Source organism: Flavobacterium azizsancarii (assembly GCF_027980145.1).
Taxonomy (GTDB): Bacteria; Bacteroidota; Bacteroidia; order Flavobacteriales; family Flavobacteriaceae; genus Flavobacterium; species Flavobacterium azizsancarii.
In genome coordinates this window covers 42,416-63,112 of the sequence record NZ_JAMZNK010000001.1, presented here as the reverse complement: position 1 = coordinate 63,112, position 20,697 = coordinate 42,416, and the positions used below count along the sequence as shown (strand labels likewise).

Sequence of the window (20,697 nt, the reverse complement as noted above, 5' to 3'; positions counted from 1 at the left end):
TAATAAATTTTATTCTTCCAATTTTTCTAAAAGTAGTTTAAAATCCTTTGAATTAAGATAGTTGTTGTATTGTAGGAGAATCTCCTTCTTTTCATTCAAAACACATAAAACCGGATATACGATTTGATTCTTGATCGTTCCTAATTGCAAGGCCAATTCATGAACACCAACATTGTTCCCCGAAGGTTTGTATTTAAAAATCTGATTATTAAAATTAATATCTCGTTTTTCCTCTGCATTCAAATCCACAAAATAAAAATCCGAATTCAGTTTATCAATGATTTCCTGATTTTTGAAAGTCGTTTGTTTCATTCGTTGGCAAAAGTGACACCAATTGGTATGAATAAAAACGATTATTTTCTTCTTTTGAATCTGCTGCAAACTATCCACTTCCTCAAAAGAATGTTGCTTTAACTGGCAAAATCCTGTTGAAGTTATAGCTAAGAAGATTATAAGTAATAGCTTTTTCATTTGTTTTGTTTGTTTTGCCACAGATTGGAAAGATTAAAAATGATTTTATTTTTAATACTGGAAAAAAGTTTGCCACGAATCACACTAATTTACACTAATTAAATTCGTGATAATTCGTGCAATTCGTGGCAAAAAAAACTTCCTTCATTTTAAATGATACAAACTCGACTGTCATCCTGAGCGGAGTCGAAGGCTTGTAAGTTGGAGCGGGCTTCGACTCCGCTCAGCCTGACAGATGTTTATCAACAATTTTAAAAATATGAATCAGCGAAAACCTGTTTAATCCGTCTAATCTGTGTGCCATCATTAATAACTTATCTCAAAGTATATCGCAACCCAAAAAAACCACGAATCTTTTGGTTTTGCCCGTAGACATAAGTTGTATCAAAAGTCAAACCGTACGGATTGTCAGGCGTTACCAAAACTTTTCCGGCTGCATCATATTGTACATTTTTATCGAAAGGATCATTGGTTCTCGAAATCAAAAACGGATTATTTCGTTTTGGCGTGAAGTTCAATAGATTCTTTACTCCGCCATACAATTCAAAATTCTTCCAGCCAAAATATGTAAACTGAATATTCTGAATACTATACCACGGCGAGTTTGGATCTCTTGGATCTAAATCGCTCAATAAAGGCAATTTCATTGGGCTGTAGACATTCCCGGTATAATCCAATGATAAATTCCACGGTTCTATCTTATAAGAAATACTCCAGGTTCCCGTGAATTTTTCAGTTAGAAAAGGTCTTTCTGAAATTCCGTCCTGAACATTTTTATTATCTAAAACTGTGGCTCCAAGAATAAATTTTAATCCGTTTGTGAGGTTCAAATCAACGTTAGTACTAATTCCCTGGCTAATGGCATAACCATTGATGTTATCGTAAATGATTTTATTGGGATCCGTTTCATAATCGGATATAATTTTATTGCTGAAGCGTGTATAAAAAACCGTTGTTTCTATTCCTATAAAAGTTCCGTTTGTAAAGTTTATTTTCTGAATGTAATTCAGGTTTGCATTTACAGATCGTTCCGGTTTCAGATCGCTTTTAATCACCACATCCCTGGAACCTGTAAGCGCCGCGTGATCTTCGGTAAATAAATTGACAACACGAAATCCGGTTCCCGCATTCAAACGAAAAATAGTATTGTCATTCGCTTTCCATCGATATGCAACTCTAGGCGTATAAATCGAACCGTGAATCGAATTATAATCATAACGCATTCCTAACAAAACCTGACTTTTTGGAGACAGCGTAATTTCGTCCTGAACAAAAATTCCCGGCAACCACGTACTTTCCGGTTCTTTTGTGGCAGTTGTATTATCGTCGTAATACGAATATCGAGTGGCAATTCCTGCAAGAAAATCATTTCGACCAATTTTTTTATCCCAGGTCAATTGCAGGAAACCTATTTTTTGATTGGCGATATACGATGTTGTTCCGTAACGACTGTCCTGATAATGCACATTTCCGGAGAACGAAAGCATTAGTTTTTCTTCGAATGGCAATTGATAACTTCCTATTAACTCTCCTCTTTTGGTATAAATACTTTCGCCATAAATTTCATCGCCACCTCGGTATTTTTTCTCCCAACGCACGTCGCCTCCCCAACGGTCTTCATACATTCCGCGTGCTGCGATGCTAAACAAACGGTTATTTTCTCTTTGAAAATTCCATTTATTAAAAACCGAAATTCTTTGCGAAAGTGTAACATCAGTAAAACCATCCCTGTCTTTATCGACAACCTGATTGTAATCGAAATAATTGATTCCCAAAAGTGTTGTTGATTTTTTAGTCGGGCTGAATTTCATTCCCAAATCGACATTGGTTTCCAGATACGAAGTCGTAAAAACATCCGCAGAAAACAAAGGCGCGTTGGTTGGGTTCTTGGTAATAATGTTGATCAAACCTCCAACCGCTTCACTTCCATAAAGAGACGATGCCGGGCCTTTTACAATTTCGATTCTTTCGACCAAAGAATTAGGGATTCCGGATAATCCATAAACGGTTGAAAGGCTACTCACGATTGGCATTCCGTCTATCAAAACCAAAGTATACGGACCTTCTAAACCGTTGATATGAATATCTCCCGTGTTGCAAACGCCACAATTGAGCTGTGGCCGAACGCCATTGATGTTTTGAAGTGCTTCATAAATACTTGGCGTTGGATTCTTCTTGAAGAAAACCGGCGAATAAACCTCAACCGGAACAGCACTTTCTAATCTTCTTACCGCTTTTAAAGTCCCCGAAACTACCACTTCGTTCAGTTGATTTTCGTTATCCGTTAATTCAAAGTCATAGGACTGAATAGAATCTTCAATAACTTCTATTTTCTTCCTTATTGTCTGGAAACCTATTTGAGAAACTTGTAACGTATAACTGCCAACTGCAACATTTTCTAATTTATAAAACCCTAAACTATCGGTAACCGTTTTATGTTTTGTTCCTGTTAACTGAACATTTACCAACTGTAATTTATGCCGCTCGCCTGAGATAAATCCTGAAATATTAGAAGTTTCCTGAGCGAACGAAATTTGCAAACCAAATAAAAGCAATATCAAAAATAGTTTTTTCATTCTTATAAAATTAAATTTAGACAAAACTAAAAATTAAATTTGACAAATAATGTTTCTAAAGTAAAAAACTTTTAAATGTGTTTTAATTCAATACTTTGGAGTTATTTTTAACATATAAAAACATAGGTTTTATAGTTTCTTTTTCAAGCAGTAAAAGAAAGCTCGCTTTCTTCGCATAGTCTATGTGAATTAATGCAAAGTTGAAATGCCTTTTTAAGCGGTTGCAATAGCTATGTTATCAAAGGTTTAATGTGCCGTTAGGCACTAAATATTGGTAGTCATTAATTCACAATTAGTTTAGCGTGCCGTAGGTACGCAACAGCTATCGTTTTGTTGCGTACCTACGGCACGCTTCAATTATATTTCAATTCCTGTTTTCTACCGGTATTTAGTGCCTAACGGCACAAAAAAAAGAAATTTCAAACATTGATTTATATAGTTTCTTTATGTTTTAAAAACCGAACGTTCTTTGCATAGCCCCTAGCTTCAGCTAGGGGAACAAGATTGAATAAAAAAAGACTTTAGCCAAATTTTAGAGGCTTAGCTAGAGCTTTTTTTGTTTTCGTTTACATTCAATCAGGTTTAAGTTAAATAAATTCTTCGTCAATAATTTCTCTATTGATCATCGCTCCTGCAAAAGATCCTGAAGAAACCGCCATTGCAACAGACCGTGCCTGAATGTGACAATCTCCACTCGCAAAAACTCCTGCAATTGTCGTTTTCTGAAAAGGATCTACTTTCAATAAACCTTGTTCTGTCAATTCACAGCCTAAAGACTCCGGTAAAGAACAATGCTGCTCAAAAGGTGCTCTGAAATAAATCGCTTTTACGGATACTTTTGATTGATTTTTAAAGACAATATGCTGAACATTTCCGTTTTCGTGTTCCAAAGCCTCGATTTCATGTTCGATAATTTCAACTTTATGTTTCTTCAGCATTTGAGTTTGCTCTAAAGTCAATTTCGATTTCCCATTGGTAATCAATCTTAAATCTTTTGTCCAGTTCGAAATCATTTTAGCATAATCAAAAGCCATATCACCATTGGCTACGATGGCAGTTTTTTCTTTTTTTACTTCATAACCGTGACAATACGGACAATGCAAAACCGAAATTCCCCAACATTCTGCAAAACCAGGAATTTGTGGCAGTAAATCTTTTACGCCTGTTGCAAACAATACTTTTTTAGATGTAAAAATCTTTCCCGACTGAGTTTCTATTTCAAAACCAGATTCTGTTTTAATGGCGCTAATGGCAAGTCCGTTATAAAATTGAACCGTTTCATAAAAGTCTACCTGGGTTTTGGCTTTCGCCGAAATTATAGCTGGTTTCTCTCCATCGTGCGTGATAAAATTATGCGAATGTGGTGTTTGTCTGTTGCAAGGCAAACCACTATCGATCACTAAAACGTGTCGTAAAGAACGCCCCAAGCTCATTGCCGCCGAAAGTCCGCTATAGCTACCTCCGATAATTATAACGTCGTATTTATTATTGTATATCATAGTTTTAAGTTTTTTACTAATTTCTCGGAATTGGAAAAGGATCTTTTGTAGAGAAGAAACCGTCATGATAATCTACAATTTCATCTTCGGTGCAAAGACAGTTATTAAGTCCTTTGATAATTTCAGTTTCATTGATCTTTTGGCCAATAAAAACAATTTCGTTGAGTCTGTCCCCAAATTTAGAAGTCCAGCGTTCTTCTATAATATCCTGAAATTCAACAAAATTGTTAAAAGTCATTCTTTCGCTGAGCGGCATACTTGCCCACCAAACTCCGGCACCTTCGGCTTTCATAGATCCGCCCGCCTGACTCCAGTTAATGGCCTGCTCCGGTCTTGATGCCATCCATAATAATCCTTTGCTTCGAATAATGTTGGACGGAAAATGAAAAGTAATGAAATTCCATAATCGATTGGGATGAAAAGGTTTTGAATCCCGAAACACAAAAGAATTGATTCCGTATTCTTCGGTTTCGGGCGTATGAATTCCTTCTAATTCTCTAATCCAACCTGCGGAATTTTCAGCATCTTCATAATTGAATAATCCAGTATTTATAATTACATTTGGATTCACTTTCCCTAAAACCGAAGTAATTATTCTCGCCACTGGATTGAGTTTTTGAATCGAAGCTTTCAGTATTTCCAATGATTCAGAACTGATTAGATCTGTTTTATTCAAAATAATCACGTTAGCAAACTCTACCTGATCGACCAAAAGATTCACAATTGTTCGATTATCATTTTCAATATCAGATAAATTTTGCTCCTGTAATGTTTTGGCAGAACCAAAATCTTTAAAGAAATTAAAACTATCCACCACCGTAACCATCGTATCGATATAACTAAATCTCGATAAATCGATATTCTCATCTTCATTCACAAAAGAAAAAGTCTGTGCAACGGGAATAGGCTCGCTAATTCCAGTACTTTCTATAAGCAAATAATCAAATCTGTTTTCTTTGGCTAATTTTTCGACTTCAATCATTAAATCTTCCCGTAAGGTGCAGCAAATACAGCCATTGGTCATTTCTACTAATTTCTCTTGGGTCCTTGATAAAGTATGTTCATTTTTCACGAGCCGCACATCAATATTTACTTCGCTCATATCATTGACAATGACAGCAACTTTTAATCCGTCTTTGTTATGAAGAATATGATTGAGGAGCGTTGTTTTTCCGGCACCCAGAAATCCGCTTAGTACCGTTACGGGTAATTTTTTCATTGTTACGATTGTTTATGATTTTTATAATTTAAAAAATGCCCGATGATCATTCCGATACCTCCAATAAAGATCAGATCAAGATGAATCTCCAGAAAAAGTTCGCTTAAAACGCTAATCCAGATCAATGCCATAGAAATAACAAGGATTGTAGATATTAAAAGACTGGATTTATTTATAATTTTGAAAATGGCAAAAAGTCCCATCACCGCAAATATCAAATCGATAAAAGGATTGTGGCTTAAACCTATTGGCAAAATTGTTAAAAGCGGAAAAACCAGACAATGAACCAAACAAATGGTTGCACTTGAGATTCCTAAAATATCGTAAAAAGGTGTGGTAGATTTCTTCATTTTCAGTACATTTGCTTAATGCAATTTTGTTGCAAATATATCAATTATTTTTAATTGCAACATTGTTGCGATAATATTTTTAATTCCATAAAAATGAAAACAACAAGAAATACAGTAGCAAAGACGGCCGTTTTAGAGATATTTGGTAAATCTAAAACCGCGCTCTCGCACGCCGAAATTCAGAAACAAACGGGAGATTTATGCGATCGTGTTACTATTTACAGAATCTTAGAACGATTAGTTAATGACGATATCGTTCATAAAATCGTGAATCTTGACGGAACGGTTAAGTATGCAAAATGCCATCATCATGCACAACGTGTGCACATTCATAATCATGCTCATTTTAGTTGTGAGAAGTGTTTGGAAATAACTTGCCTTGAAAATGTAAAGCCGAGTTATATTATTCCGCACAATTACAAAGTCAATGATATAAACTTTACGTTGTCAGGATTATGCCCAAATTGTTTGAATTCTAACATTTAAGTTTTAGACTTGTCTAAAAATATTGTTGAGCGAATATAATTTTTCTATATATTTGTTCAAACAACATTTTTACAATGGGTAAATCTTTAGAAGAAGTTCACCAATCGGTCGCAACACAAAATAAAAAAACAGGTTTCAGAAAAATATTAGCCTTTTTAGGCCCGGCATATTTAGTAAGTGTTGGATATATGGACCCGGGAAACTGGGCAACAGATATTGCCGGTGGTAGCCAGTTTGGGTATTCTTTGCTTTGGGTTTTGTTAATGAGCAACTTAATGGCTTTGTTGCTTCAAAGCTTAAGCGCACGTTTAGGAATTGTGACACAACGTGACTTAGCGCAGGCATCAAGAGAAACCTATTCGAAATTCATCAACTATATTTTATACTTTCTGGCTGAAATTGCCATTGCGGCTTGTGATCTTGCTGAAGTTTTAGGAATGGCAATCGGGATCAATCTCCTTTTTGATATTCCGTTGATCGAAGGCGTTTTAATTACCGTTTTAGATACCTTCTTATTATTGTTCTTAATCAATAAAGGGATCCGTAAAATGGAGGCTTTTATTATTGTATTAGTCGCCATTATTGGTTTCTCGTTCATTTTCGAAATGATTTTTGCAGAACCTGAATTAGATAAAGTACTCTACGGACTTATTCCTTCAATGCCCAATTCTGCCGCTTTATACATTGCTATCGGGATTATTGGAGCAACCGTCATGCCTCACAACTTATACCTGCATTCCTCTTTAGTTCAAACCCGAAAATTCGACAGAACTCCGGCGGGAATAAAACAAGCGTTGAAATATAATCTTATTGATTCAACCATTGCCCTTAACCTGGCCTTTTTTGTAAATGCTGCCATTTTAATTTTAGCCGCAGCTACATTTTATAAAAATGGAATGTTTGAAGTTGCCGAAATTCAGGATGCACACCAATTTCTCGAACCTTTATTAGGAACCAAATGGGCGCCCATTTTATTTGCCGTTGCTTTGATTGCTGCAGGACAAAGCTCGACCGTTACGGGAACTTTAGCAGGTCAGATCGTAATGGAAGGTTATTTGAATTTAAGAATTCAGCCTTGGGTTCGACGCATTATAACCCGTTTGATTGCGATTGTTCCGGCTGTTGTCGTGATCTTAATTTATGGAGATAGCGTAACGGGAAAACTATTGATTCTGAGCCAGGTAATTTTGAGTTTGCAATTAGGTTTTGCAATTATTCCCTTGATTCATTTTGTGAGTGATAAATCTAAAATGAAGGGTTTTCACATTTCACGAACTACACAAATAGCTGCCTGGATTATTGCTTTGATTATTGTTTCGCTGAATGCAAAATTGGTTTACGACGAAATTAGTTCATGGATTGAAGCTGCAAGTCATCCAATAATTCTTTGGTTAACGGTTGTTCCGCTTGCTTTTGGATTTTTAGGCTTATTACTTTATATTGTTTTCAAACCTTTTATAGCAAGAGCAAAATCAAATATTGATAATCATTCACCTCATCATTTAAAATTAGTGTATGCGCCTAAAGAAATTTATAGCAAGAAAAACATAGCGATTTCTGTAGACTTTTCTAAAGCAGATGAAGCTGCACTAAATAATGCCTTCGAATTGGGCGGAATCGACGCGCAATACACCTTAATTCACATTGTAGAAACCGTTGGTGCATTAATGTATGGGCAACATGTTGACGATCACGAGACGACTATCGACGAAAAATTATTATTAGAATATAAAGAAATGCTTTCGCAGAAGGGATTCAGGATCGAAACTGAACTTGGTTTTGGAAAACCTAACACGGTGATTCCGAAGATTATTAATACCGGAAATTTTGACATTCTAGTTATGGGAACCCACGGCCACACTGGATTAAAAGATATTTTATTTGGCACAACGGTAGACAAATTGAGACATAAAATTTCAATACCTTTGTTGATTGTTAAAAAATAGTGCCTAAGGTTCTGAGTTGCTAAGTTTCTGAGGTTTTTCCTTTGAGGCTTTTAACTTAGAACCTTAGCAACTCAGAACCTTAGAACCTTGCAAAAAATGACTTTTTCAGAAGAAAATTATCTAAAATCGATTTATCATCTTACTACTTCTAATGATTCAGAAGTAAGTACGAACGCTATTGCTGAAATGATGGAGACTAAAGCTTCATCGGTTACGGATATGCTCAAAAAGCTGGCGGATAAAGATTTGGTGAATTATAAAAAGTACCAGGGCGTTTCTTTGACCGAAAACGGAAAGTTAGCAGCCAAAATGATTGTTCGAAAACATCGTTTGTGGGAAGTTTTTTTAGTGGATAAATTAAATTTCTCTTGGGACGAAGTTCATGATATTGCTGAGCAACTGGAACACATCAAATCCGAACAATTGATTAATCGTCTGGATGATTTTCTGGGAAATCCTACCGAAGATCCGCATGGTGATCCGATTCCCGACGCTCATGGAAGAATTGTTAAGATCGAGAAATACTTACTTTCTGAATTAACAGACAATCAAACCGGAGTTTGTGTGGGGGTTAAAGATACTTCATCTGAATTTTTGAAATATCTGGACAAACAAGAAATTGCTCTCGGTTCGCAAATTCAACTTTTGTCTAAAGAATCGTTCGACTTATCTGTTAAGATTAAAATTGATGGTCGTGAATTGTCTATTTCGAATAAAATAGCTTCGAATTTGTTTGTGAAGCTGGTTTAGGGTTATTTCACAGAGATTCACGGAGAATTGCACGAAGGTTCACGAAGATTTTTTATAAAGTTCCGGAGGAACGAACTATTTTGTAGCAACGGATTTTAATCCGTTGATGATGACGAATTCAGGAAACGAGGGCTTCTTCCGAAACTTCGGGATCGTTCAGCCTGACACACACCGAATGTCCTAGCCCCGATAGAAGTGAAAATCCTTTTGTGCCGGGGTTCGGCACAAAAGATTATAACGGATAGCGGGATTAGCTCCTAGAAATCCTAAAAGCCATTATTAAACAATTCCTTTCTCGATCATTTCTAACATTACCGGCGACGCATTTTTAAATGTTGGTTCTTGCTCAATAATACTTCCTGCATTTTTCTTATTCACTTTGAAAGTTATATCATTATCTGTAGTAAATAACAAAGCAGTTAAAAACGGATTTTTGATGTAAGTTCCCAACATCAATAAAGCTTCGTCTAAAGCATGAATACTTTCGATTTCTTCGGTTTTGTAGCGCGTTGTTAATGCGATTGAATAGGTGTTATCTTCGTTTATCGCTAAACGGAAATAGATGTTTTTGATTTCGGTATCACCGATGGTTTTTGCCAGAGTTAGTTTGGCAAAAGTACCGGCTTGAATGCTTTCTTTGACGCGTTCGCAAAAAAGAGCAAATATTGATTCGTAGGACATATTGTTTGTGTTATTATTTAACCGCAAAGTTCGCAAAGATTTACGCAATGTTCGCTAAGTTTTTTAATTTCCTTGTGTCCTTTGCGTAAATCTTTGCGAACTTTGCGGTTAAGAAAATTATTTCCCTGTAAATTCAGCTTTACGTTTTTCTAAGAATGCTGTTGTTCCCTCTTTAAAATCCTGAGTTCCGAAACATTTTCCGAATGATTTTATTTCGGTATCGAAACCGTCTTTACCGTCTTTATAATTGGCATTGATCGCTTTTATCGCTTTAGTAATTGCAAAAGGAGCATTTTTAATGATTTTTTGTGCAATTCCAGTAGTAAAATCTAAAAGTTCCGCCTGAGGTACAACGTGATTTACTAAGCCGTATTGTTTGGCTTCTTCGGCCGAAATCATTGCTGCAGTCATGATCATTTCCATCGCACGTCCTTTACCTACTAATTGTGGTAAACGCTGTGTTCCTCCGTAACCCGGAATTAATCCTAAACTAACTTCCGGCAATCCCATTTTTGCATTCTCTGAAGCGACTCTAAAATGACATGCCATAGACAATTCTAAACCACCGCCAAGAGCAAAACCATTTACTGCAGCAATTACGGGTTTCTTTAAATTTTCGATAAAATCAAACAACTTTTCTTGTCCTTCGGCTGCTAATTGTGCGCCTTCGACAATCGTATAATTGGCAAATTCTGAAATATCGGCTCCGGCAACAAATGCTTTTTCGCCACTTCCGGTAATTATGATTACCCGAACATCATCATTTTTGCCTAATAATTTTATTGCTTTACCTAGATCGCTAATCGTAGCTTTGTTTAAAGCGTTTAGTTTTGTAGGTCTGTTAATGGTTACGGTCGCAATTTTTTCTTCAATCGAGATTAAAAGATTTTCGTAGTTCATGACGCTGATTTTATGAGTTTGTGATAGGTAAAGAAACGGTAAATGTAGTTCCTTTTCCGTATGTTGATTCAAAGGTAATTGTTCCTTTGTAATTTTCGATAATGTTTTTTATAATTCCGAGTCCTAGTCCCATTCCGCTGGTTTTGGTGGTAAATTTTGGCTCGAAGATTCTACTCGTATCTTGTTTCTGGATTCCGATTCCGTTGTCTTTTACGGCAATTTCAACATTATTGTCTCTACGCTTTACAGTAACTACAATAGATTTATGAAACTGACTTTCGGGAATCGCCTGCGTTGCATTTTTAACGAGATTCGTAATGACACGGATCAATTGCGTACGATCCATTTTTGAGATAATCTCTTCTTCTTCGCTTTCGAAAACAATATAATCTTCGTTGAAAATATCTAATGAAAGCTCTACAACCTCGACCACATTTAAGGTTTCGTTTTGTTGCGCCGGCATCGAAGCAAAATTCGAAAATGCCGAAGCTACCGCCGTCATCGTATCTATTTGTTGGATTAAAGTTTCAGAATAATCGTTTAATTTCTGTTTTACATCCGGAGCTGTTGGATCAAACTTACGTTGAAAACTCTGAACGGTCAAACGCATCGGCGTAAGCGGGTTTTTAATTTCGTGCGCTACTTGCTTTGCCATCTCACGCCACGCTTCTTCACGCTCGCTTTGGGCAAGTTTTATGGCACTGGTTTCGAGTTTTTCAACCATTCCGTTATAAGCCTTTATCAAGAAGTTAACTTCTTTGCTATTGGCTTCTAACACAATTTTCTCATTTTTCTGATCCAGATTGGTTTCTTCTAAACGATCTGAAATCGTTTTCAGCGATTTCGTGATATAAGTCGAAAGGAAATAGGCCAATGCAAAAGCGACAACCAACATAAACGAATACACTTGACTTAAACGAATCAAAAAAGTATTCAACTCGTTATCATAATAACCGTCGTCTTCTAAATAAGGAAGATTTAAAATACCTAGCGGTTTAAATTTTTCGTCTTTGATCAAACTATATGATGAACGATTTTTGACTCCGTCGATGGTTTTAATGTCTACAAAACGCTTTTCTATGGATGAACGTACTAATTTCAGGATATAATCCGGAACAGGAGGCGCTACTTTATCAACCGCAAATGATTCTTTTGATGATTTTAGTAGTTTTCCGTCAAGGCTGTAAATATTGATTTCGATTTTGTGAATCTGGGCCAGTTCGTGGATTTTATCTTTAAAAATAAGATCCAGATTTCCTGTTTTTAAAGGATAAGTCGTCGTAGAAAGCACATAATTGATGTGTTCTTTTACGGCATTTTCTTTGCGCTCGAGACGTTCCTGATGGTATTCTTTGGCTTCATTCTTAAACTGAATAATCGAAATAGAAGCCAATAAAAAAGATGCGACAACAATCAATACAATCATCGAAAGGAAAATCCTGACACGAAGAGAAAGCATCGACATTTTGAAGTTGTTCAGCATATTTTTTTAATTGTTAATTATAAATTGTTAATTATGAATTATTAGTGCGTTTAAAATTCACCATTAACAATTTAAACTATTTTTTCTCTCTTATTCTTTTGTAAAATCGGAAACCAAGCATTATGATAATTGAGAATAAAAAGATTCCAATTACGCCGAAAATCCAGTTGATGGCACTTTTTACAATTATTAAAAAAACTACTGCAAATAGTATAATTGTTGCACCTTCATTCCATAAACGCATAAAATTGTTGGAATATTTTACCTCATCATTTTGTAATTGCTTAAAAATCTGATGGCATTTTGCATGATATAAATACAATGCAAAAACGAAACCAAATTTAACCTGCATATAATCCAAATATATTAATCCTGGATTGAGATACAATAAACTAAACGCAAAAAGACTCGCCAGAACTGCTGAAGGCCACGTAATAATGTACCACAAACGGTAGGTCATTATTTTGTATTGCGCTTGTAAAATTTCCTTTTCAGGCGATGGTTTTTCATTCGCTTCTATTTGATACACAAACAAACGCACAATATAAAACAAACCTGCAAACCAGGTTATTACAAAAATAAGATGTAATGATTTTAAGTAGTTATAGTATTCCATTATTATTTGTTTCAAGTTTCAAGTTTAAGGTTTTTTTAAAGTTGATCATAACTTGAAACCTTAAACTTGAAGCAAATATTATTTAGCCCACTCGTTAATCCAATTCCCAACAGTTTCACACCATTCGTCATCGTCATTCAAACATGGGATCGCTAAGAAATTTCCACCTCCGTTTTTCTCGAAGTCTTCTTTGGCACGCATTGCAATTTCTTCTAATGTTTCTAAACAGTCTGAAACGAAAGCTGGTGTTACAACTGCAAGATTTTTGATTCCTTTTCCTGGCATTTTATCGATTTCAACATCTGTGTAAGGTTCTAACCATTTGTCACCTGCTAAACGTGACTGAAAAGTCAGGCTGTATTTATCTGCCGGAAGTCCTAATAATTTCACGACTTGTCTGGTAGTTTCATAACATTGATGGCGGTAACAGAAATCGTGTGCCGGCGAAGGCGTATTACAACAAGAACCATCGATTTTACAATGCGATTTTGTCACATCGGTTTTACGAATGTGACGTTCCGGGATTCCGTGGTACGAGAATAATAGATGATCGTAATCAAAACCAACTAAATGTTTCTGAATCGAATCGGCTAAATTCTTGATGTAATCTGGTTTATTATAAAACGCAGGAACATCGGTAAATGTCATTTGCGGAAATTTCTTTTTACGGATTTCTTCGGCTTTCACTAAAATCGTCAAAGTCGAAGCCATGGCATATTGCGGATATAAAGGGAAAAGCAATACTTCTGTAACTCCTTTATCATGCAATTCCTGAAGTCCTTTTTCGATGGTCATACTTCCGTAACGCATAGAAAGCGCTACCGGTACATTCACTAAAGGCTGTACTTTTTTCTGCATTCTTTCTGAAAGCACAACTAAAGGAGAGCCTTCATCCCACCAGATTTTTTTGTAAGCATGAGCTGATTCTTCGGGTCTTTTTCTTAAAATAATTCCACGAACTAATAAAGCTCTTAATAAATACGGAACATCGATCACGTATTTATCCATTAAAAATTCATCTAAATACGGTTTTACATCTTTTGGTTCCGGACTTTCCGGAGATCCTAAGTTTACTAATAATACGCCTTTCATTTATTCTTTGCTTTACGCTTTAAGCTTTAGGCTTTAAGCATTTGTTTAAATTTTCGTCAAAAGTAGAACTTGCCACTTCTTAGAAATATGATAATTATTCTTTTTTATTTATGTACTGATATATAAAATTGATGCTTTTAAACATTTTAGTTTTTATATTTTTGAAATAGCTTTTCCAATGATTTATATTCTTCCTCTGTTCCAAAGTTTTCCATCTGAATTTCCCTTTTAGAACTAACTATATAAAACTGTCGACAGGAAAGGCATATTTTCGCTATCCCTGAGATTTCTTTATTCTTTTTAAAAACCAAAACATCTCTATATTGAGGTGCGCAGGCATATGCATTTTCAAACATATTTAAAGAGGATTTCTCTAAAAAAATATCATCTCTTAAATACTGAATGTCTTTTTTGGATAACTCAAATTTAGAAAACCCATTAGAATTAATTGTTTTGTAAAAAATAGCATTATTTACTTTCTCAGGATAATTTTCAAAAAAGATTTTATCAAAAATACCATTATCAATGCTATTACTATTGTTCTCTCCCATTTCCTCTTCTTTACTTTTATTCAATGAATAATATTCAACACTGTCAAAATCAAAAAACATTTTTTCTTCTTTTGATTTGCAAGAGATAATTAAGAAAACCAATAAAATTATTGAATACCTTCTTACCATTCTAAACATTCGTATTAATCGACATCAAATATTTCTTAGGCGTTGTGGCAAACTTTTTCTTGAAAGCCGCTATAAAGTGACTTCCGGTGCTGTAGCCAATTTTCAATCCTACTTCGTTTACATTATAAGAACCGCTGTCGAGTAGTTTTCGGGCGAAATCCATTTTATAATCGAATAGAAATCCGTAAACCGTATCGCCATAAATTTGCTTGAAACCCATTTTAAGTTTCTTCAAATTCAAACCAATTTCATCTGCCAACTCCTGTAATCCAGGTGGTTCAGCCATATTGGCGATGATGATTTCTTTGGCTTTTCGGATTTTCAAAACATTATCTTCATCAATCAAGAACGGACATTGTTCTGCGTTTGGATCTTCGGTTCTATTAAAGTATAAACTCAGCAATTCGTATCCTTTTCCTTTATAATAAAGGTTTTTTATTGATGGATGTAGGTTATAATGAAACAGCTGACTCAACACAATAGCCATAGAAGGACTAATATTTCCTTCGTTATAATACTTTTTGTCCTTATTATCAGGACTTAAAAAAGTAATATAATCTGCTTCTGCAGAAAACAACGCGTGAAATTTCTTAATTGAGACAATTACTGAGATTACCCAGGAATTTGGAGCTAACTCTAAATTGAGTGGTAGTTCTTTCTGCGGATTGTATAAAAGGAGCGATTTTTCTTCTTTTAGATCTAAAGCATAACTGCCTTGATTGAATAAGAATTTGGCATTCCCTTTTATCCCGAAATGAAACTGTATCAGGCCACTACCTACTTCATGTTGTCCGAAAAAGGGCTCTAAACTGTCGTTTTGAAAACGGATAAGCGTAAAGTCGTCTTCAATTTTAATAATTTCCTGAGAACTCATAGCGATGTTTTTTTAAAATAAAAATCAAGATAATCACCTGAGCTTATTTAGAATCACTCTAAACAAAACGTTTCTAACCAATTGATTTTGCTACAAAAATACTTCTTTTTGCATAAAAACAGCTCTTTAGAAACAAAAAAACATGTAGCGATACAAAAAGTACTTTGAGCGTTACTTTTATAAACACTATAATCATAATTTTGTTGACACTTTTATGAAAGTGAATTTATGGAAAACAATAACGTACCGAAACATCTTTATTTTTACTCAGTTGGTCTGAGTTATAAAAAAGCCGATGCTGAGGTAAGAGGTAAATTTAGTTTGGATGCAATTGCAAAAACGCGTTTGCTGGAACAGGCTAAGGAAGAAGGAATAGAAAGTTTAATTGTGACTTCGACCTGCAACAGAACCGAGATTTATGGTTTTGCAGAACATCCTTTTCAATTAATAAAACTAATTTGTGATAACAGCAACGGTTCAGTCGATGCTTTTCAGAAAGTTGGTTTTGTCTACAAAAATCAAGAAGCTATAAGTCATATGTTTCGCGTAGGAACTGGTTTAGACAGTCAGATCTTAGGCGATTTTGAGATTATTTCACAAATAAAAACCAGTTTTGCCCATTCAAAGTCTATGGGATTAGCAAATGCTTTCCTAGAAAGATTGGTTAATGCGGTGATTCAGGCAAGCAAAAAGATCAAAAATGAAACTGAAATTAGCTCAGGCGCAACTTCGGTTTCTTTTGCATCCGTACAATACATTATCAAAAATGTAGAAGATATTGGCAATAAAAATATTTTACTTTTCGGAACAGGAAAAATCGGAAGAAATACTTGCGAGAATCTTGTCAAACATACCAAAAACGAACACATCACTTTAATCAACAGAACTAAGGACAAAGCGGAGAAATTGGCCGGAAAACTTAATTTGATTGTTAAAGATTATTCGGAGTTACACTTAGAACTTCAAAATGCTGATGTTGTTGTTGTTGCTACGGGCGCTCAAAACCCAACAGTTGACAAAGCAATTTTAAATCTAAAGAAACCTTTATTGATTTTAGATTTATCAATCCCGAAAAACGTTCATGAAAATGTGGAGGAATTAGAAGGTGTAACCTTGATTCACATGGATTATTTGTCGCAACTGACAGATGAAACTCTTGAGAACAGAAAATTACACATTCCGGCTGCCGAAGCTATTATCGAGGAAGTAAAAGAGGAATTTGTAACATGGACTAAAGGACGCAAGTTTGCTCCAACCATTAATGCTTTAAAAGAAAAACTGAATGCTATTAAAGTTTCAGAGTTAGATTTTCAAAGCCGAAAAATTGCAGATTTTAATGAAGCTCAAGCTGAAATCATCAGCAACAGAATCATCCAAAAAATCACTACACATTTCGCAAATCACTTAAAAGACGACGACACCATGGTTGATGAAAGTATCGAATGGATCGAAAAAGTCTTTAAAATAAAAGCATCTTAAATAAAATTTAAACCATATAAGTTAAATAAGTTCATTTAATAGCAAACAGTTAATTATTTTTCAACCCAACTGCTTAAATTATCTTACATAACTTATATGGTGAAATTCAACAAAATGGCTGAAAAAACAATCAGAATTGGAACTCGCGATAGCGAATTGGCACTTTGGCAAGCGCATACTGTCGAAAAAAGACTAAACGATCTAGGTTATAAAACTTCGATTGTTGCTGTAAAATCTACAGGCGATATTATTCTCGACAAACCTCTTTACGAACTTGGAATCACCGGAATCTTCACTAAAACTTTGGATATTGCTATGATCAACGGCGATATTGATATTGCTGTGCATTCTATGAAAGATGTGCCAACGGCTTTACCAAAAGGCATTGTTCAGGCGGCAGTTTTGGAGAGAGCGAATGTTTTGGACATTTTAATTCATAAAGGAAATCCTGCTTTTGCCAATCCAAGTACTATTGCAACCGGAAGTTTACGACGCCAGGCACAATGGTTTAACAAATACCCTAATCATACTGTTGTTGATTTACGCGGAAACATAAACACGCGTATGCAAAAATTACAAGACAATAACTGGGACGGAGCTGTTTTTGCTGCTGCAGGTCTGGAGCGCATTAACCTGAAACCAGAAAATTTCATCAATCTAGATTGGATGGTTCCCGCACCTGCACAAGGCGCAATGCTTGTTGTGGCAATGGAAAACGACAATTACACACTTGATGCACTTTCGCAATTAAACCATATCGAAACTGAAATCTGTACCTATATCGAACGTCAGTTTCTAAGAACTCTTGAAGGTGGCTGTACCGCACCAATTGGAGCTTTAGTAAACTATAATGAAGAGGAAGATGCTTTGCATTTTCAAGGTGTTTTACTTTCTATTGACGGAAAACAAAAACTTGAAATTGACAAAACAGTAGATATCTCAGAATGGAAAAAACTGGGATTCTTCGCCGCACAGGAAATTTTAAACAATGGCGGAGCAGAATTGATGGCATCTATTAAAGAATCACTAAAAAAATAATGAGTAAATCAATTCAAATATTATCTACAAAAAAGCTATCGGGCGAACAGAAACAAGCATTGGTAAAAGCCAATATTGAAGTAATTGAATCTGATTTTATTCAAACACAAAACAAGCCTTTCGAGCTTAAAGACATTAACGAGAATCTGATTTTCACGAGTCAGAATGCGGTTCATAGTGTTTTAGCAGATCCAAAATCAGAAGAACTGAAAAGCAAGAATGTATTTTGTGTGGGCCTAAAAACTAAAATCCTTTTATCTGAAAGCGGATTTAATGTTGTGGCTTACACTGGATATGCTGCTGATTTAGCTGAAATTATCACTTTGATTTATCGCAATGAAAGTTATACTTTCTTTAGCGGAAATCTTAGAAGAGAAACTTTACCACAAGCTCTAAAAGAGGCCGACGTGAAATTCAACGAAATTCAGGTTTATGATACGTCATTAACGCCACAGAAAGTAAAGAATACCGTTGATGGCATCTTATTTTTTAGTCCTTCCGGCGTTGAAAGTTATTTGAAAGACAATACTATTAAGAAAGAAAAGTGCTTCTGTATTGGAGAAACCACTGCGGAAGCTTTAGATAAAATAACAAAAAATATCGTCATTGCTGATCAGCCAACGGTTGAAGATGTGATCGAGGATGTAATTCTTGAATACAGCAATAAGCTTTAAGCCTTAGGCAATAAGCAAAAAAATTATAGTTAAACATAGCTTAAAGCCTAAAGCTTAAAGCCTAAAGCAATAAAAACAATGTTAAAAAACGACCTATTTTTAAAAGCATTAAAAGGAGAAACTGTTCAACGTCCGCCAGTATGGATGATGCGTCAAGCCGGAAGATATTTACCGGAATTTATCGCTTTGCGTGATAAATATGATTTCTTTACAAGATGTCAAACTCCTGAATTAGCTGCCGAAATTACTGTTCAGCCTATTCGCAGAATTGCACCTGATGCAGCGATTTTATTCTCGGATATTCTTGTAATTCCGCAAGCAATGGGAATCGAAGTTTTAATGAAAGAAAATTTTGGTCCGTTTTTACCAAACCCAATTCGTTCATTGGCTGATGTTCACCGCGTTTACGTTCCGGACATTCAGGAAAGTTTAGGTTATGTAATGGATGCGATCAAATTGACTAAAGAAATGCTGAACGACGAAGTGCCATTAATTGGTTTCGCTGGTTCTCCTTGGACAATCTTCTGTTATGCGGTTGAAGGAAAAGGTTCTAAGAGTTTTGATACCGCAAAAGGTTTCGCTTTCTCAAACCCTGCTGCAGCTCATACTTTATTACAAAAAATTACAGATACTACTATTTTATACTTAAAAGAAAAAGTAAAAGCGGGAGTTGATGCCGTTCAGATTTTTGATTCTTGGGGAGGAATGCTTTCTCCGGTTGATTATCAGGAGTTTTCATGGAAATACATCAACCAAATCGTTGAAGCTTTGGCAGATCATGCTCCGGTTATCGTTTTCGGAAAAGGATGTTGGTTTGCTCTTGGCGAAATGGGTAAAAGTAGAGCTTCGGCATTGGGTGTAGACTGGACATGTTCACCAAGAAATGCTCGTTATTTGTCTGGTGGAAATATTACTTTACAAGGAAATTTTGATCCTTCAAGATTGCTTTCTCCAATTCCAACAATCAAAAAAATGGTTCACGAAATGATCGACGAGTTCGGAAAAGATAAATATATTGTAAATTTAGGTCACGGAATTTTACCAAATATCCCCGTAGACCATGCTAAAGCGTTTATTGACGCGGTTAAGGAATACGGGAACTAACTAGTTTCCAGTCTCGGTTTTCATTCTCAGTTAAATCTGAAAAACTGAGACTGGAAGCTTAAAAAACCACCTGTTAGATGTTTGCAAACATAAACTTCACTAAAAACTCGCCATTTTCTTTTGTAGAATATGGATTTCAGGCGTATTATGCGACTATTTTTTTGATGGTTTGGATGCATCCGGAACAACATCCGGTAAGTCTTATAAATGATTTAGCTATTTTAATGGCTTTTGAATTTATTATGGTTCATTCCGGAGTTTTTATGGCGGTTATGCCTAAAAAATTATCCCTTTTTGTATTTTTTCCTATGTATGGATTATTTGCATTAGCTTTTAATCATTCTGTAATCAATACAAATATTTTATATATTTATTTGTTAACGGTTTTAAACCGAATGCGATTTGCTTTTTCAGATGTGAGTCTGGAAGTCAGAGCGATGCAAATAGGTAAATCTGTTACAAAAGCAATATTTTATTTCTTTCTAATCTTTGCTGTATCATTTGGAAATGGGTTAATTCCAAAATTAGGATTAACAGATGATTTTTTAGAAAAATCTCATTATTTTGATACTATCAAAGCGGGGGGATTATTTACAGAGAAGCCTTATGTACCTATATGTATGGGCTTTATATATTATTCATTACCGGTTTTATATTTTGTTTATCGAATTATAAAAAAGATTGGCAATAGAAATAATGATCTTTTTCAGGATAGCAAATTAATATTTAGCAGAACAACATACGATCAGAATTTTAAATCGGATAAAAAACAATAAATC

Annotated in this window: 20 protein-coding genes; 8 read left to right on the top strand and 12 right to left on the bottom strand. The window is 35.2% G+C overall.

Features of this window, described 5'->3' with window-relative positions:
* Positions 1-9: 9 nt before the first annotated feature.
* The 5 genes from NJT12_RS00400 to NJT12_RS00380 form a co-directional block, all read right to left on the bottom strand.
* Complete coding sequence (locus NJT12_RS00400) at positions 10-471, bottom strand: thioredoxin family protein (protein ID WP_271333945.1); 462 nt, start codon at positions 469-471, stop codon at positions 10-12.
* A 314-nt stretch (positions 472-785) separates the two neighbouring features.
* Positions 786-3,047, bottom strand: a complete 2,262-nt coding sequence (locus NJT12_RS00395) for a TonB-dependent receptor (protein WP_271333944.1) — start codon at positions 3,045-3,047, stop codon at positions 786-788.
* 587 nt (positions 3,048-3,634) lie between these two features.
* A complete protein-coding gene (locus tag NJT12_RS00390) occupies positions 3,635-4,546 on the bottom strand; it encodes an NAD(P)/FAD-dependent oxidoreductase (RefSeq protein ID WP_271333943.1) in 912 nt (303 codons plus the stop codon).
* A 16-nt stretch (positions 4,547-4,562) separates the two neighbouring features.
* Positions 4,563-5,765 carry a GTP-binding protein gene (locus tag NJT12_RS00385; RefSeq protein WP_271333942.1) on the bottom strand — a complete coding sequence of 401 codons (1,203 nt, stop codon included), beginning with the start codon at positions 5,763-5,765 and terminating at the stop codon, positions 4,563-4,565.
* Positions 5,766-5,767: 2 nt separating this feature from the next.
* Complete coding sequence (locus NJT12_RS00380; RefSeq protein ID WP_271333941.1) at positions 5,768-6,115, bottom strand: MerC family mercury resistance protein; 348 nt, start codon at positions 6,113-6,115, stop codon at positions 5,768-5,770.
* A gap of 93 nt (positions 6,116-6,208) precedes the next feature.
* On the opposite strand from NJT12_RS00380, the gene NJT12_RS00375 reads away from it, so the two are divergent.
* The 3 genes from NJT12_RS00375 (at position 6,209) to NJT12_RS00365 (ending at position 9,297) form a co-directional block, all read left to right on the top strand.
* Entirely contained in the window at positions 6,209-6,601 is a 393-nt protein-coding gene (locus tag NJT12_RS00375) for a Fur family transcriptional regulator (protein WP_271333940.1), read from the top strand.
* Between the two features lie 74 nt (positions 6,602-6,675).
* Complete coding sequence (locus NJT12_RS00370) at positions 6,676-8,547, top strand: Nramp family divalent metal transporter (RefSeq protein ID WP_271333939.1); 1,872 nt, start codon at positions 6,676-6,678, stop codon at positions 8,545-8,547.
* A 96-nt stretch (positions 8,548-8,643) separates the two neighbouring features.
* Positions 8,644-9,297 (top strand): metal-dependent transcriptional regulator, encoded by a 654-nt coding sequence (locus tag NJT12_RS00365; RefSeq protein WP_271333938.1) that lies wholly within the window; start codon positions 8,644-8,646, stop codon positions 9,295-9,297.
* Between the two features lie 279 nt (positions 9,298-9,576).
* On the opposite strand, the gene NJT12_RS00360 is transcribed toward NJT12_RS00365, so the two are convergent.
* The 7 genes from NJT12_RS00360 to NJT12_RS00330 all read right to left on the bottom strand — a co-directional run bounded on the left by NJT12_RS00360 (position 9,577) and on the right by NJT12_RS00330 (position 15,623).
* Positions 9,577-9,978 (bottom strand): hypothetical protein, encoded by a 402-nt coding sequence (locus NJT12_RS00360; protein WP_271333937.1) that lies wholly within the window; start codon positions 9,976-9,978, stop codon positions 9,577-9,579.
* A 117-nt stretch (positions 9,979-10,095) separates the two neighbouring features.
* A complete protein-coding gene (locus tag NJT12_RS00355; protein ID WP_271333936.1) occupies positions 10,096-10,878 on the bottom strand; it encodes an enoyl-CoA hydratase/isomerase family protein in 783 nt (260 codons plus the stop codon).
* Between the two features lie 10 nt (positions 10,879-10,888).
* On the bottom strand, positions 10,889-12,304 hold the full coding sequence (locus NJT12_RS00350) for a sensor histidine kinase (protein WP_271334112.1): 1,416 nt from the start codon (positions 12,302-12,304) through the stop codon (positions 10,889-10,891).
* A 133-nt stretch (positions 12,305-12,437) separates the two neighbouring features.
* Positions 12,438-12,977: a CopD family protein gene (locus NJT12_RS00345; RefSeq protein WP_271333935.1), complete on the bottom strand. Its 540-nt coding sequence runs from the start codon at positions 12,975-12,977 to the stop codon at positions 12,438-12,440.
* Between the two features lie 78 nt (positions 12,978-13,055).
* Entirely contained in the window at positions 13,056-14,069 is a 1,014-nt protein-coding gene (hemH, locus tag NJT12_RS00340; RefSeq protein ID WP_271333934.1) for a ferrochelatase, read from the bottom strand.
* Between the two features lie 146 nt (positions 14,070-14,215).
* On the bottom strand, positions 14,216-14,680 hold the full coding sequence (locus NJT12_RS00335) for a hypothetical protein (RefSeq protein ID WP_271333933.1): 465 nt from the start codon (positions 14,678-14,680) through the stop codon (positions 14,216-14,218).
* Between the two features lie 70 nt (positions 14,681-14,750).
* Positions 14,751-15,623: a helix-turn-helix domain-containing protein gene (locus NJT12_RS00330; protein ID WP_026982335.1), complete on the bottom strand. Its 873-nt coding sequence runs from the start codon at positions 15,621-15,623 to the stop codon at positions 14,751-14,753.
* Positions 15,624-15,851: 228 nt separating this feature from the next.
* Between NJT12_RS00330 and hemA the strand changes: the two genes are divergently transcribed.
* From hemA to NJT12_RS00305, 5 genes are all read left to right on the top strand, one after another.
* Positions 15,852-17,102 carry a glutamyl-tRNA reductase gene (gene hemA, locus NJT12_RS00325; protein WP_271333932.1) on the top strand — a complete coding sequence of 417 codons (1,251 nt, stop codon included), beginning with the start codon at positions 15,852-15,854 and terminating at the stop codon, positions 17,100-17,102.
* Between the two features lie 114 nt (positions 17,103-17,216).
* The gene (gene hemC / locus NJT12_RS00320; RefSeq protein ID WP_271333931.1) at positions 17,217-18,140 is read left to right on the top strand and encodes a hydroxymethylbilane synthase; all 924 of its coding nucleotides are present in this window, start codon (positions 17,217-17,219) and stop codon (positions 18,138-18,140) included.
* On the top strand, positions 18,140-18,814 hold the full coding sequence (locus tag NJT12_RS00315; protein WP_271333930.1) for a uroporphyrinogen-III synthase: 675 nt from the start codon (positions 18,140-18,142) through the stop codon (positions 18,812-18,814). The genes hemC and NJT12_RS00315 overlap by 1 nt, the downstream gene beginning before the upstream one ends.
* A 78-nt stretch (positions 18,815-18,892) precedes the next feature.
* Positions 18,893-19,918 carry a uroporphyrinogen decarboxylase gene (hemE, locus tag NJT12_RS00310; protein WP_271333929.1) on the top strand — a complete coding sequence of 342 codons (1,026 nt, stop codon included), beginning with the start codon at positions 18,893-18,895 and terminating at the stop codon, positions 19,916-19,918.
* Positions 19,919-19,995: 77 nt separating this feature from the next.
* Positions 19,996-20,694, top strand: a complete 699-nt coding sequence (locus NJT12_RS00305; protein ID WP_271333928.1) for a hypothetical protein — start codon at positions 19,996-19,998, stop codon at positions 20,692-20,694.
* Positions 20,695-20,697: the final 3 nt, after the last annotated feature.

Bases quoted from the DNA above. Each gene is read 5' to 3' on its own strand.
- hemA (WP_271333932.1), top strand. From the start codon at position 15,852: ATGGAAAACAATAACGTACCGAAACATCTTTATTTTTACTCAGTTGGT.
- NJT12_RS00400 (WP_271333945.1), bottom strand. From the start codon at position 471: ATGAAAAAGCTATTACTTATAATCTTCTTAGCTATAACTTCAACAGGA.
- NJT12_RS00375 (WP_271333940.1), top strand. From the start codon at position 6,209: ATGAAAACAACAAGAAATACAGTAGCAAAGACGGCCGTTTTAGAGATA.
- NJT12_RS00315 (WP_271333930.1), top strand. From the start codon at position 18,140: ATGAGTAAATCAATTCAAATATTATCTACAAAAAAGCTATCGGGCGAA.
- NJT12_RS00305 (WP_271333928.1), top strand. From the start codon at position 19,996: ATGTTTGCAAACATAAACTTCACTAAAAACTCGCCATTTTCTTTTGTA.
- NJT12_RS00370 (WP_271333939.1), top strand. From the start codon at position 6,676: ATGGGTAAATCTTTAGAAGAAGTTCACCAATCGGTCGCAACACAAAAT.
- NJT12_RS00355 (WP_271333936.1), bottom strand. From the start codon at position 10,878: ATGAACTACGAAAATCTTTTAATCTCGATTGAAGAAAAAATTGCGACC.
- NJT12_RS00390 (WP_271333943.1), bottom strand. From the start codon at position 4,546: ATGATATACAATAATAAATACGACGTTATAATTATCGGAGGTAGCTAT.
- hemH (WP_271333934.1), bottom strand. From the start codon at position 14,069: ATGAAAGGCGTATTATTAGTAAACTTAGGATCTCCGGAAAGTCCGGAA.
- NJT12_RS00345 (WP_271333935.1), bottom strand. From the start codon at position 12,977: ATGGAATACTATAACTACTTAAAATCATTACATCTTATTTTTGTAATA.
- NJT12_RS00395 (WP_271333944.1), bottom strand. From the start codon at position 3,047: ATGAAAAAACTATTTTTGATATTGCTTTTATTTGGTTTGCAAATTTCG.
- NJT12_RS00350 (WP_271334112.1), bottom strand. From the start codon at position 12,304: ATGATTGTATTGATTGTTGTCGCATCTTTTTTATTGGCTTCTATTTCG.
- NJT12_RS00330 (WP_026982335.1), bottom strand. From the start codon at position 15,623: ATGAGTTCTCAGGAAATTATTAAAATTGAAGACGACTTTACGCTTATC.
- NJT12_RS00365 (WP_271333938.1), top strand. From the start codon at position 8,644: ATGACTTTTTCAGAAGAAAATTATCTAAAATCGATTTATCATCTTACT.
- NJT12_RS00360 (WP_271333937.1), bottom strand. From the start codon at position 9,978: ATGTCCTACGAATCAATATTTGCTCTTTTTTGCGAACGCGTCAAAGAA.
- NJT12_RS00385 (WP_271333942.1), bottom strand. From the start codon at position 5,765: ATGAAAAAATTACCCGTAACGGTACTAAGCGGATTTCTGGGTGCCGGA.
- NJT12_RS00380 (WP_271333941.1), bottom strand. From the start codon at position 6,115: ATGAAGAAATCTACCACACCTTTTTACGATATTTTAGGAATCTCAAGT.
- hemE (WP_271333929.1), top strand. From the start codon at position 18,893: ATGTTAAAAAACGACCTATTTTTAAAAGCATTAAAAGGAGAAACTGTT.
- hemC (WP_271333931.1), top strand. From the start codon at position 17,217: ATGGCTGAAAAAACAATCAGAATTGGAACTCGCGATAGCGAATTGGCA.
- NJT12_RS00335 (WP_271333933.1), bottom strand. From the start codon at position 14,680: ATGTTTTTTGATTTTGACAGTGTTGAATATTATTCATTGAATAAAAGT.